Origin of the sequence: Streptomyces fodineus, assembly GCF_001735805.1 — a bacterium.
Lineage (GTDB): Bacteria > Actinomycetota > Actinomycetes > Streptomycetales > Streptomycetaceae > Streptomyces > Streptomyces fodineus.
This window is the reverse complement of sequence record NZ_CP017248.1, coordinates 6,910,478-6,922,994: the sequence shown is the minus strand read 5'-3', so window position 1 is coordinate 6,922,994 and position 12,517 is coordinate 6,910,478. Positions and strand designations below refer to the sequence as shown.

At 71.8% G+C, this 12,517-nt stretch carries 10 protein-coding genes; 8 read left to right on the top strand and 2 right to left on the bottom strand.

Annotation, left to right across the window (positions count from 1 at the left end):
• Positions 1 to 161: 161 nt before the first annotated feature.
• Complete coding sequence (locus BFF78_RS29715; RefSeq protein WP_227025968.1) at positions 162 to 1,775, bottom strand: MFS transporter; 1,614 nt, start codon at positions 1,773 to 1,775, stop codon at positions 162 to 164.
• Positions 1,776 to 1,795: 20 nt separating this feature from the next.
• The gene (locus tag BFF78_RS29710; protein ID WP_079161531.1) at positions 1,796 to 3,145 is read right to left on the bottom strand and encodes an NAD(P)/FAD-dependent oxidoreductase; all 1,350 of its coding nucleotides are present in this window, start codon (positions 3,143 to 3,145) and stop codon (positions 1,796 to 1,798) included.
• A 139-nt stretch (positions 3,146 to 3,284) separates the two neighbouring features.
• Here BFF78_RS29710 and BFF78_RS29705 point away from each other — a divergent pair, with 139 nt between their 5' ends.
• From BFF78_RS29705 to BFF78_RS29670, 8 genes are read left to right on the top strand one after another with little or no spacing between them, the layout of a single operon-like run.
• On the top strand, positions 3,285 to 3,551 hold the full coding sequence (locus BFF78_RS29705; protein ID WP_069781219.1) for an acyl carrier protein: 267 nt from the start codon (positions 3,285 to 3,287) through the stop codon (positions 3,549 to 3,551).
• Positions 3,552 to 3,563: 12 nt separating this feature from the next.
• Positions 3,564 to 4,880, top strand: coding sequence for an NAD(P)/FAD-dependent oxidoreductase (locus BFF78_RS29700; protein ID WP_069781218.1), 1,317 nt, complete (start codon positions 3,564 to 3,566; stop codon positions 4,878 to 4,880).
• Complete coding sequence (locus tag BFF78_RS29695) at positions 4,880 to 5,662, top strand: thioesterase II family protein (RefSeq protein WP_069781217.1); 783 nt, start codon at positions 4,880 to 4,882, stop codon at positions 5,660 to 5,662. The genes BFF78_RS29700 and BFF78_RS29695 overlap by 1 nt, the downstream gene beginning before the upstream one ends.
• Before the next feature lie 36 nt (positions 5,663 to 5,698).
• On the top strand, positions 5,699 to 6,829 hold the full coding sequence (locus BFF78_RS29690; RefSeq protein ID WP_069781216.1) for an acyl-CoA synthetase family protein: 1,131 nt from the start codon (positions 5,699 to 5,701) through the stop codon (positions 6,827 to 6,829).
• A 1-nt stretch (position 6,830) separates the two neighbouring features.
• Positions 6,831 to 8,525 (top strand): aldehyde dehydrogenase family protein, encoded by a 1,695-nt coding sequence (locus tag BFF78_RS29685; RefSeq protein ID WP_079161530.1) that lies wholly within the window; start codon positions 6,831 to 6,833, stop codon positions 8,523 to 8,525.
• 44 nt (positions 8,526 to 8,569) lie between these two features.
• Positions 8,570 to 9,814, top strand: coding sequence for an LLM class flavin-dependent oxidoreductase (locus BFF78_RS29680; RefSeq protein WP_069781215.1), 1,245 nt, complete (start codon positions 8,570 to 8,572; stop codon positions 9,812 to 9,814).
• A gap of 48 nt (positions 9,815 to 9,862) precedes the next feature.
• A complete protein-coding gene (locus BFF78_RS29675) occupies positions 9,863 to 10,996 on the top strand; it encodes an acyl-CoA dehydrogenase family protein (protein WP_069781214.1) in 1,134 nt (377 codons plus the stop codon).
• The gene (locus tag BFF78_RS29670) at positions 10,993 to 12,510 is read left to right on the top strand and encodes an amino acid adenylation domain-containing protein (RefSeq protein WP_069781213.1); all 1,518 of its coding nucleotides are present in this window, start codon (positions 10,993 to 10,995) and stop codon (positions 12,508 to 12,510) included. The genes BFF78_RS29675 and BFF78_RS29670 overlap by 4 nt, the downstream gene beginning before the upstream one ends.
• Positions 12,511 to 12,517: the final 7 nt, after the last annotated feature.

The window sequence follows — 12,517 nt, the reverse complement described above, 5'->3', positions numbered from 1 at the left end:
GCGTTCTCCGGGATCGAGGGTGTACCGACAACACACGGTCCCTGCCCGATGAGCCGGGATCCGTCGTAGATCCAGTCCAGCACCGGGCAGGGGGGCGTCCAAGACGCAATCCACTCTGGGACGGATCACGAATCGTGATAATTGCAGGTGAGGTGCCGAGTTCAGGAAACCCCTGCCGGCGCACCACGGCCGTCCGCCGCAGGACTGACCACGGCCTCGGGCGCCTCGTCCAGTTCCCGGCCCGCCGTTTCCCGCCCCTTCCTGGCGACGGCGACCGTCGCCACGGCCATCGATACCGCGGCGCACAGTCCGATGACCCGCATGCCGGGGTACTGCGCCAGCAGCAGTCCGATCAGCGGCGGGGCGAAGAGCCCGCCGGCCTTGCTGCAGGCCGCGGCGAATCCGCCGGCCGCGCCCCGGACATGGGTGGGGTAGATCTCGGCGGCGTACGGCGCCAGCGTCGCCGTGACCGCGCCGGTGCCGATCAGCAGCAGAGCCAGCGGCAGGTAGACGCCCGCCCCGCCGGCCCGGCCGAGCGCGGCCAGGCCCAGCAGGGCCAGCACGGTGACCGCGCCGGAGAGCACCATGGTGCGGCGGCTGCTCCAGCGGGCGTAGAGATACGCGACCAGGGCCGTGCCGGGGATGGCCAGCAGCGAGGACAGGGGCAGCACCCGGCCCGCCTCCGCCTTGCCCAGGAGCGTGGGCAGGAAGGTCATGAATCCCCAGTTGACGATCGACCAGGACAGTGCGTATCCGCCGACCACCAGGGTCTTGACGAGCACTCCCCGGCCGAAGAGCGCCGCGAGGGCGCCCTGTGCGGCCACGGGCTCGCTCGGTGGGGCGTCGTCGGCCAGCACCATCCCGTAGTCGTGCACGATCCGCTCGGCCTCGGCGATCCGGCCGTAGCGCACGAGGAAGCGCGGGGACTCGGGGATCCAGCGGTTGACGAGGATGATGACGACGGCGAACGGGAAGTGCACCAGCCACATCACACGCCAGCCGAAGTGCGGGATCAGGGCGGCGGCCAGCGCGCTGGTGAGGAAGTACGCGACACCGGTGGCCAGGCCCGCCTGGAGCACCATGAGGACGCTGCGCTGCCGGGCCGGCACCGATTCCGCCATCATCGCGTACGCGACGGGCAGCAGCCCGCCGGCCGCCGTCCCCATCACCAGGCACATGACGAGGTTCCACACGAAGGCGGGCATCACCGCGCACACGGTGGTGGTGATGAACATCAGCGAGGACAGCAGGATGGTGGCCCGCCGCCCGAGCCGGTCGGCGAGCCAGCCCCACACCAGCGAGCCGATGACGGTCCCGGTCAGCGCCGCGACGGGCATCATCGCGACCTCGGCGGCGCCGATGCCGTACTCCTCGCGCATACCGGGCAGGATGAACGCGATGGTGGCGGGCTTCATCACGTCGATGACCAGCGCGAGCGACAGGGCCGCGACGAGGCGCCGGTGGGCCGGGCTCAGCCGCTCCTCGGGGCCGGGCGCGACGCGGTAGCGGCCGGCCGCCACCGCGTCCTCGGCCGCCGGCCGGCGCCGGACCAGGCCGTGGACGGCGGCGCCCAGGCCCACGACCAGCAGCAGCATGCCGGTGATCATCTCGGGCGAGCTGCCCATCCCCATCCCGGCCATGCGGTAGTGCATGGAACGCATGGCGAAGAACATCGGAAGGTGCAGCAGGACACCGGCGCAGGACAGGGCCACGCCGGTCCAGAACCACCAGGGGCGTGCGATACCGGTGTTGAGGTCCGTACGAGACAGGGTCACGGTCCGTCGTCCCCGCCGCGTCAGGAGCCGGCCGCGGGGGCGGTGGCCCGCAGCGATCCGAGGTGCCGGTGCCACAGATGCCCGGGGTCGGCCTCGACCTCGCGCAGCACCTCGCGCATCCTGCCGAGCGCGGCCGGTTCCTCGGCGTCGTAGACGTCGCCCTGCAGCATCTTCAGCACGTCGACGCGGTAGCGCGGGTCCTGCACGAAGGCGGTGAAGAGGATGTTGAGGCGGTAGTAGATGGAGATGAACTCGTACCAGTTGCGCACGGCCTTGCGCAGCTTGCCCTCGTACGTCGCGAACCGCTGCCGGGTGAAGTCCCCCGCCTTGTGGGCCGCGATGATGTCGCCGGCGGCCAGCCGGGCGCTGTTGAGGGCGACGCTGACGCCGCTGGAGAAGATCGGGTCGACGAAACGGGCCGCGTCGCCGATCAACAGCCAGCCGTCGCCGCTGAGTTCACGCATGGCGTAGCTGTAGTCGCCCTCGGACTTGAAGGGCCGCACCCGCCGGGCGGAGCGCAGCGCGGCGCCGAGTTCGGGCCGGGAGTCGATGGAGTCCCAGAAGAAGGCCTCCAGGTCATCGGCGGCGGCCTCCTTGAAGCGGCTCTTCTGCGTGACCACGCCGATGCTGGTGATGGTGTCGGTGATGGGGATCTGCCACACCCAGGTGTCGGTGAGCGGCAGGAAGTGGATGAAGATGTAGTCCGCGCGGTCCTCGGTACTGCTGACCGCCTGCCGGTCCAGATCCTCGAACCAGGTGTGGACGGCGTACTGGTTGAAGACCGGGTCGGGCTCCTTCAGCTTCAGCTGCCGGCCGAGGAGGGTGCCGCGCCCGCTCGCGTCGACGACCATCCGGGCGCGTACGGACTGCTCCGTGCCGTCCTCGCGGTAGGTGATGCGCCTGATCTCGCCGTCCAGGTCGACCCGCTGGACGCGGGCGCCCTGCCGGACCACCGCGCCCAGGCCGGCGGCGTGCTCCAGCAGCAGCTCGTCGAAGCGTCCGCGGTCGACGTGGTAGGTGTGGTCCTGGCACACCCCGGGCTGGTCGCGCTCGCTGAACCGGACGTCGGCGAGCCGGAATCCGCTGTGCAGGCCACGGAAGCCGAGCTGCGGGATCGAGTCGTCGACCGCGGCGGTCCAGGCCGCCCCGTATTTACGGGGAAAACCCTCCTTCTCGATCTTCTCGAGGGCGCCTATCTCGCGCAGTACGGGTGTGGTGGCGGGCACCAGGGATTCGCCGACATGGGGGCGCGGAAAATGTTCGGCTTCGAGTACGACACAGGACAGGCCGGCCTGTGCGAGATAGGACGCCATGGTCGACCCCGCGGGGCCGCCGCCGATGATTCCGACATCGTACAGGAAATCAGACACAGGAAAGTCCTTTCGCGGGTTGAGCGAAAATTAGCAGCCTTTCGCACATCCGGAAATACCCTTTACCCATCAGGGAACGTGATGGAATCATTTCGGATCGGGTGTGGTTCCCCCGCCTCTCCTGTGGTCAGCTACACACATGACCAAGGATGAGGCAGTCGCCGCTGTCAGGGATTACCTCCAGAACGTGGTGCTGGGCTCCGCCGAGGAAGAGATCGCGCCGGACGCCCCGCTGCTGGAATGGGGAATTCTCACCTCGCTCACCACCGTGCAGCTCATCGGACACATTCAAACGGAATACGGAATCGCCATTCCGCATGACCGGGTGGTGGGCTCGAATTTCGCGACGATCGACAACATCGCGAACCTGCTCGCGGAATTGTCGGGCACGCCTGCACAGGTTTGAGAAGGAGTCACCGTGACCGATTTCGATATCGGTGTCGTCGGGGGCGGTCCGGGTGGTTCCACGGCCGCGTCCTATCTGGCACGCGCGGGCCTTTCCGTCGCCGTGTTCGAGGGTGAGATCTTCCCGCGGGAGCATGTGGGGGAATCGCTGGTTCCGGCCACCACGCCGGTGCTGCGGGAGATCGGGGCGCTGGCGAAACTCGACGCGGCCGGATTCCCGAAGAAGTACGGCGCCGCCTGGACGTCACCCGGCGGCGGCCGCGCCAGTGACACCTTCGGCATGGCCGATCTGGCCTTCGCCGAGGACCAGAACGTGCTGGGCGGCCAGAGCTACACGTACCACGTCGACCGCGGGCGCTTCGACCAGCTGCTGCTGGAGCACAGCGCCACCCTCGGGGCCAAGGTCTTCGAGGGCGCCCGCGTCCGCCGGGTGGACTTCGACGGCCCGCACCCGCAGATCGTCCACGCCTCGGGCGGCAGCGAGAGCCGGACCGGCGTGCGGATGGTCATCGACGCCAGTGGCCGCGGCACCCTGCTGGGCCGTCAACTGGGCCTGAAGGTCACCGACCCGACCTTCGACCAGTACGCGGTGCACGGCTGGTTCACCGGCCTGGACCGCGAGGCCATCGCCGGCCGCGACGCCCTGGCCGACTACCTCTTCGTGCACTTCCTGCCCGCCGAGGACAGCTGGGTGTGGCAGATCCCCATCACCGACACCGTCACCAGCGTCGGCGTGGTCTCCCGCAAGAGCCGGCTGCGGGGCGCCGGCGGCGACCGGCACGCGTTCTTCTGGGGCGCGCTGGACCACCGCCCCGATCTGGCCGCCGCGCTGCGCGCCTGCACGCCGGTCCGCCCGCTGAAGGTGGACGGCGACTTCAGCTACGCCATGCGGCAGATCACCGGGGACGGCTGGGCGATGGTCGGCGACGCCGCGCGCTTCGTCGACCCGATCTTCTCCAGCGGCGTGGGCATCGCGATGAACTCGGCGCGGCTGCTGTCCGAGGACGTGCTCGCGGCGGCCGAGGCCGGTGACTTCTCCCGGCCGCGCTTCGCGGAGTACGAGCGGAAACAGCGCCGCGGGCTGACGAACTGGTACAACTTCATCGCCGTCTACTACCGCCTCAACATCCTCTTCACCGTCTTCGTCCAGGACCCCCGCTACCGGCTGGACGTTCTGCGGCTGCTTCAGGGCAACGTCTACGAGACCGACCATCCGCCGGTCCTCGCCACCATGCAGGGCGTCCTCAAGGCCGTGGAGAACAACCCGGACCACCTCTGGCATCCGCATCTCGGCTCGCTGCGGGCCCCGGCCGCCGCGCCGCTGTTCTGATGCCTGGCCCGACGACGGCACGGCGCGGCTGGCTGCGGCCACTGGCCGGGGACGAGGACGCGCACACGACGCTGGTGTGTCTGCCGTACGCGGGCGGAACACCCCGCATCTACGACGGCTGGATCCCCCATCTGCCCGCCGGGGTAAGGCTGTTGGCGGCCGACCTGCCCGGTCACGGGCTGCTGCGCGGCGAGGAGCCGGTCGTCCGCGACCTCGACCAGGTCACCGGGACGCTGTGCACCGAACTTCCGGCGCCCGAACGGGCCGGCCGGCTGGTCGTGTTCGGGTACAGCCTCGGCGGCTGTCTCGCCCTCGGCCTCGCCCGCGCCTGGCGGGACCGCTGGGGCATCGCGCCGTACGCCCTGGCCGTCGCGGCGTACGACGCGCCCTGGGCGCCGCGCCGGCTGCCCTGGTTCGCCGGGCTGCCCGACGGCGAACTCTGGTCCCGCGTCGGCGCGTTCGGGGCCGTCCCGCAGCCCCTGCTGGACCGCCCGGAACTGGCGCCGCTGTTCGTGCGGGCCCTGCGCGCCGACATCGCCATGGCCGAGGGCTACCGGCCCCCGCGCACGGCGCCGCTGAACTGCCGGGTGTCGGTGTTCGGCTGCGCCCGGGACCCGCTGACCACACCGGAGGGGCTGGCCGCCTGGTCGGCGGAGGCGGCACCCGGCTCGTACCGCCGTCATCTGTACGACGACCCGCCCGGCGGCCACTTCTTCGCGGAGCGGGACCCGGGCCCGGTGGTCGAGGCCCTCCTCGCCGACCTCGGCACCACCCCCGCCTGAGCCTTTCCGAATTCGAAATGCCCGAAGGACACCACGATGACACCCCAGACGCCCCCTCCCCTCGTCACCTCCAGCGGTGAGGACTTCCGCGCCGACGATCTCGTGCAGGCGGCGATGGAATGGCACTTCGGCCCGGACACCGGCTCCCGCTTCTGGCTGGAGCAGGCCCGCGGCTGGTCCTTCGACCCGCGCAAGGACATCACCACGCTCGCCGGCCTGGCGCTGCTGCCGGACGTCACGGACGAGATCCGCAGGGTCCCCGTCGGCGACCTCGTGCCCAAGGGCCTGGCCGGCACGGGGCCGATGCGGGTGTTCGAGACCGGCGGCACCACCGGCCGACCGCGCCGCATCGTCGACTTCGCCGAGTTCCGGCGGCAGGCCGGCTGGTGGTCCTCCTTCCTGGACCGCGAGGAGATCCCGCACGGCGGCAACTGGCTGCTGATCGCCCCGACCGGCCCGCACGCCGTCGGCCACGTCCTGCGCGAACTGACCGCGCTGCGCTCGGCCGTCCCCCTGCACATCGACCTCGACCCGCGCTGGGTCAAGGAGCTGATGCGCGCGGGCCGGAACAAGGAGGCCCAGGAGTACATCGAGCACCTGGTCGCCCAGACCATGGACCTGCTGACGACCCAGAGCGTCGACGTGATGTTCTGCACCCCGCCGCTGCTGGAGGTCCTCGCGCAGTCGCCGCGTGCGGTGGAGCTGATCAACCGCAGTGTCCACACCGTGCTGTGGAGCGGGGCGTCGATGGACCGGGACACCCGCGACATCCTGCGCCACGAGGTCTTCCCCGGCGTCCGGCTGCGCGGCGCGTACGGCAACACGATCACCGGCGTCTCCCCCGAGTACGTCCCCCTGTCCGCCGAGACCCCGGCGCACGACGACGGCAGCGCCGTCTTCGTCCCCTGCTACACCGGCTTCCTCATGGAGATCGTGGACCCCACCGCCCCGGCCGGCCTGCCGGCCGCGGACCGCACCCGCGTCCCCTACGGCGACCGCGGCCGGGTCCTCGCCCACACCCTCACCCGCGAGACGCTCCTCCCGAACAACCTCGAACGCGACGTCGCCACCCGCATCGCCCCCCTCCCCGGCCACCCGGCCGACGCGGTCGCCGACGTCGCCCCGTACGCCGAGCCGGACACCGAGATCATCGAGGGCGTGTACTGACATGCCGGCCCCCACCTCCGCCCATACGCCCACCCCTGGCACGTCCACCACTCCGGACATCCCCGACGCGCAGGCCGCCACGCCGGTGGCCCCAGCCGCTTCCGCCACCCATACGGCTCCGGCCACTGACGCTGCCCTCGGCGCCCACGCCGCCACTCAAGTGGCCGCCCCGGCGAACCCAGCCGTTTCCGGCACCCATACGGCCCCGACCACTGCCTCTGTCCTCGGCGCCCATACCGCCACTGAAGTCCCGGCCCCGCCGGCCCCAGCCGCATCCGCCACCACTACAGCGCCCGCCACCCCTGCCGCCCCCAACGCTCCCGCCACCCCCCTGCGCACCCTCAACGCCCTGGTCCCGAGCGGAAGTTACGGGCCCCATCGCCGCGCGGTCGTCCCCGATGTCGCCGGCCGGCCCTTCGTCGACCTGGCGATGGTGCCGCGGCTGGCCGTGGTGCGGGCCGTCGAGGGGATGCGGCGGGTCCACGCGCCCGATCCGGAGCGCGTCCGGGAGGTGATCGGCGCTGCCGGGCGGCTCTTCGCCACCGGCACGCTGGACGGTGAGACCCCGGAGGACTACTGCCGCTCCGTGTCGCGTACGGCCGGACTGCCGCTGGCCACCCCGCGGGCCGCGCTGCGCCTCTTCGAGACCGGTGCCGCGGCGATCGCCGACGCAGCGGACGGGCAGCGGCCGGTGGCCGTGGCACCCCGCTTCCCCTGGGCCGGCGGGGCCCTTGCGCCGGGCGCCGTCTGGACCCGCAGGGGCGACGTCCTCGCCGTACTCGCGCCCGGCAACCACCCCGGGCCGCACCTGGAATGGCTCACCGCGCTCGCCCTCGGCTACCGGGTAGCGGTACGGCCGTCCCGCCGTGACCCGTTCACCCCGGCCCGGCTGGTCAAGGCGCTGCGTGCGGCCGGCCTGGACCCGGCGCACTGCGTGCTGCTCCCCGGCGGCCACGAGGTCGGTGACGCGCTGGTGGCGGCGGCCGACCGGTCCGTGGTCTTCGGCGGCGACGACGTCGTACACCGCTACCGCGAGGACGGCGCGGTCCTCACCCAGGGCCCCGGCCGCTCCAAGATCCTCATCACCGCGGGCACGGACTGGCGGCGGCACCTGGACGTCATCGAGGAGTCCGTCACCTCCGGGGGCGGGCTCGGCTGTGTGAACGCCACCGCGCTGCTCGTCGAGGGCGACGCCCGCCCGGTGGCCGAGGCGCTGGCCGCACGGCTGGCCCGGCTCCCGGTCCTGCCGCCCGAAGACCCCGGCGCGGCCCTGCCGGTGACCCCGCTCGCGCGCGCCCACGCACTGCGCGGCCACCTCGCCCGGCGGGCCGCGCACACCGAGCCGCTGCTCGGCGCGGACAGCCTGGTCGCCGACCTGGGCGACGGCAGCGCCGCGCTCCGGCCCGCCCTGCATCTCGCGGCGGATCCCCGGGACCCCGTCCTCGGCGCCGAAATGCCCTTCCCCTGCCTATGGGTGGCGCCGTGGCACCGCCGCGACGGACTCGGCCCCCTGCGGCACAGCCTCGCCCTGATGACGCTCACCGGCGACACCGGCCTGACCGCCTCGGCCCTCGCCGAACCCACCATCCGGAACGTGTTCCTCGGCTCCCGGCCGACCAGCACGTATGTGCCCGGTCTGCCGCACGACGGGCACCTCGCCGAGTTCCTGATGACGGCCACCACCGTCGTGCCGTAACGCATCTCCCCGAAGACCGAAGACCGAAAGCGGAAAGCGCGCCCATGAAGTTCCTGCTCTTCATCACGCCCACCATCCCGGCGACCTTCGAGGAACGCGAGCGCCTGCGTCCCGTCGGCCGCGACAACGACAAGTACCAGGAGATGCTCACCGAGGTCCGCGAGATCGCCCAGCTCGCGGACGAGGTCGGCTTCGACGTGCTGTCCACCACCGAACACCACTTCCACTCCGAGGGCTTCGAGATCTCCGTCGCCCCGCTGCTGCTGTACGCGGACCTCGCCGCCCGCACCGAGCGCATCAAGTTCAGCCCGCTGGGCCTCGTACTCCCCTCCTGGGATCCGCTGCGCGTCGCCGAGGAACTGGCGATGCTGGACCATCTCACCAAGGGCCGGATCTACGCCGGTTTCGCGCGCGGCTTCCAGGACCGCTGGCTGAACGTGATGGGCCAGCACACCCGGGTGCGCGGCACCCCCATGGACGGCTCCGCGACCGACGAGCACAACCGTGCCGTGTACGAGGAGTACATGAAGATCGTCAAGATGGCCTGGACCCAGGAGACGATCGACTTCGACGGCGAGTACTACCAGGTGCCCTTCCCCTACGAGCAGGGCATCACCCGCTGGCCCGCCCAGGAGTGGACCCGGAAGTACGGCGCCCCGGGCGAACTGGACGAGGACGGGGTGATCCGCCGCGTCTCGGTCGTACCCGCCCCCTACCAGCAGCCGCATCCGCCGCTGATGCAGCCCTTCTCCCTCAGCGAGAAGACGATCCGCTACACCGCCCGCGAGAACATCGTGCCCTGGATCCTCGGCCCGCGCCCCGAGAAGTTCGTGGAGCTGTGCCGCGCCTATCAGGAGACCGCCGCCGAGCACGGCCGCGACCTGAAGCTGGGCGAGGGTGTCGGCGCGATCCGCTCGATGCACTTCGCGGACACGCCGGAGGAGCTGTACGAGATCACCGAACGCACCACCTACGCCGCCTTCAACGAGTACCTCGGCGACTTCGGTTTCTGGGAGGCGTTCCGGCTGGCCGAGGACGACGAGAAGTACCCCGGTCGGATGCTGCCGAAGAGCGAGTGGACCGTGCAGCGGATGTTCGACTCGAAGTACGCGATCGGCGGCACGCCCGAACAGGTCCGCGAGCAGGTCGCCGAGGTCGCCTCGTGTTACGGCAACGGAGGCGAGCTGAGCTGGTTCGGCCTGTACGTGGAGCAGGGCCTGATGCCCCTGGAGGAGACCAAGAAGCAGTTGCGTCTCTTCGGCGAGCACGTCATCTCCCACTACCGCTGAGCCCTGTCGTCTCCCACCACCACCGCCGAGCAGCTGAAGGACCCGCCGATGGAGTTCTCCTGGACCGACGTTCAGCAGGCCGCGTACCTGCGCGTCCTGGCCGGCGCCCGCGCCCTCGGCGGTCACGGCCCGGCCGAGCCCGCCGCCCCGGCCGAACGCTGGCGTGCCTGCGCGGAGTTCGGCCTCACCGGGCTGTCGGTGCCCGAGGAACTGGGCGGGCAGGGGCACGACGCCCTGACCACCGCCCACGCGGTCGAGGCGGCCGGGCGCGGCTGCGCGGACATGGGCCTGCTCTTCTCCGTGCTGGCCCATCTCTTCGCCGTGGCCATGCCGATCGCCGAGCACGGCCACGACCGGCTGCGGGCGGAGCTCGTCCCGCGCCTCGCCGACGGCACGGCGATCGGCGCCAACGCGATCACCGAGGAGGAGGCCGGCTCGGACGTCACCGCCCTGCGCACCACCGCCGAGCGGCACGGCGACCACTACGTCCTCAACGGCACCAAGTCCTTCGTCAGCAACGCCCCCGTCGCCGACCTGCTGCTCGTCTACGCCGTCACCGATCCGGCCTTCGGCTTCCTCGGCGTGACCTGCTTCGCCGTGGACCGCGACACCCCGGGGGTCACCGTCGGCACGCCGTTCGGCAAGCAGGCGCTCACCACCTGCCCGGCGGCCACCGTCACCTTCACCGACGCGGTCGTGCCCGCCGCCCGGGTCGTGGGGCGCCCCGGTCAGGGCGCGGCCATCTTCCAGTCCTCCATGCGGTGGGAGCGCACCTGCCTGTTCGCCGCGTACGTGGGCCAGATGGACCGTCTCGTCGACGAGTGCGCCCAACACGCCACCGGGCGACGGCAGTTCGGGCGCGCCCTGGCCGACCACCAGGCGGTCTCCCACCGCATCGCGGAGATGAAACTGCGCCTGGAGACCTCCCGGCTCCTGCTCTACCGCACCTGCTGGCTCCTGGACCGCGGCGAGCACACCCAGCTGGACATCGCGCTGGCCAAGCTGCACATCGCCGAGAGCGCCGTCCAGACCGCCCTCGACGCCACCCAGCTGTTCGCGGGCTCGGCGTACTCCGGCCGTACGGACATCGCACGCGCCCTGAGCGACGCGCTGCCGGCCCGTACCTTCTCCGGTACCTCCGACATCCAGCGCGAGCTGATCGCCAAGGGACTCGGCCTGTGACCCCCGCCGTCCTCCTCCACGATCTGGTGACCCGGGCGGCCCGCCGCACACCGGGCGCGACCGCGGTGACCGACCCCACCACCAGCCTCACCTACGGCCAACTGGACGCCCTGGCCGACGCGTTGGCGTACGACCTGAGAGCGCTCGGGGTCTCGGCGGGCGACCGGGTGGTCATCTGGACCGACAAGACCGTGCGGGCCGTGGCCGCGACGCAGGCCGCCCTGCGCATCGGCGCCGTCTACGTCCCCGTCGACCCCCGCAACCCGGCCGGCCGGGCGGCGCGGATCATCGGGGACTGCGCCCCGGCCGCGCTCTTCACCACGGCGGACCGTGCCAGGGCCCTGGCTCCGCGGCACACGCCGGTGCTCCTCGACGCACCACGCCCCCTCACCACCGCGGTCCCCTCGCACGACGCGGGGCCGGTGTCCCCCGACTCCCCCGCGTACATCCTCTACACCTCCGGCTCCACCGGCCGCCCCAAGGGCGTCTGCCTCAGCCACCGCAACGCCCTGGCCTTCGTCGACTGGGCCACCGAAACCCTGAAGGCCACACCGGCCGACCGCTTCGCCAACCACGCCCCCCTCAACTTCGACCTGTCCGTCCTGGACCTCTACGCCGCCTTCGCCGCCGGAGCCTCGGTCCACCTGATCCCACCGGACCTGGCACAGGCGCCCCGGGCCCTGACCGACGTACTGGACCGCCGCCGGCTCACCGTCTGGTACTCGGTCCCCTCCGCCCTGATGCTGATGATGCGCGACGGCGGCCTCCTGGAGCGCCCGCTCCCCCATCTGCGCGCGGTCCTGTTCGCGGGCGAGGTCTTCCCCGCCGACGACCTGCACCGACTGCGCCACCACTGGCCCGGCAAACGCTTCCTGAACCTCTACGGCCCGACCGAGACCAACGTCTGCACGGCGTACGAACTCCCCCCGCCGACCGCGGGAACCCCGGCCGTCTCTCCTCCGATAGGCCGCCCGACCTGCGGGAACAAGGTCACGATCCGCCCCCTCGACGACCCCTCGGGCGCCACCGCCGGCTCCGACTTCGGCTCCGGCTCCGGCTCCGGCTCCGGCGAGCTCGTCGTGTCCGGTCCCACCGTCATGCTCGGCTACTGGAACGGGCCCCCGCACCAGGGCTGGTACCGCACCGGGGACCGGGTACGCCGGGACGAGAACGGTGACTTCGTCTACCTCGGCCGCCTGGACGACACGGTGAAGATCCACGGCATCCGCATGCACCTCACGGAGATCGAGGCAGCCCTCTGCTCCCACCCCGAGGTCGCCGAGGCGGCGGCCCTGACGGTCGGCTCCGCCCTGGACACCCGCCTGACCGCGTTCATCGTCCCGGCGTCCGGGCCCCCGCCCTCACTCCTGTCCGTCAAACGCCACTGCGCCACCCGCCTCCCCCAGGGCATCACCATCGACACCCTCCACCTCCTGGACGCCCTCCCGCGCAACGGCAACGGCAAGGTGGACCGGAATGGGCTGCGCGGGCTGATGGTCGACGACTGCGTTTGATCCGCGG

Bases quoted from the DNA above. Each gene is read 5' to 3' on its own strand.
- BFF78_RS29705 (WP_069781219.1), top strand. From the start codon at position 3,285: ATGACCAAGGATGAGGCAGTCGCCGCTGTCAGGGATTACCTCCAGAAC.
- BFF78_RS29680 (WP_069781215.1), top strand. From the start codon at position 8,570: ATGAAGTTCCTGCTCTTCATCACGCCCACCATCCCGGCGACCTTCGAG.
- BFF78_RS29685 (WP_079161530.1), top strand. From the start codon at position 6,831: ATGCCGGCCCCCACCTCCGCCCATACGCCCACCCCTGGCACGTCCACC.
- BFF78_RS29675 (WP_069781214.1), top strand. From the start codon at position 9,863: ATGGAGTTCTCCTGGACCGACGTTCAGCAGGCCGCGTACCTGCGCGTC.
- BFF78_RS29690 (WP_069781216.1), top strand. From the start codon at position 5,699: ATGACACCCCAGACGCCCCCTCCCCTCGTCACCTCCAGCGGTGAGGAC.
- BFF78_RS29695 (WP_069781217.1), top strand. From the start codon at position 4,880: ATGCCTGGCCCGACGACGGCACGGCGCGGCTGGCTGCGGCCACTGGCC.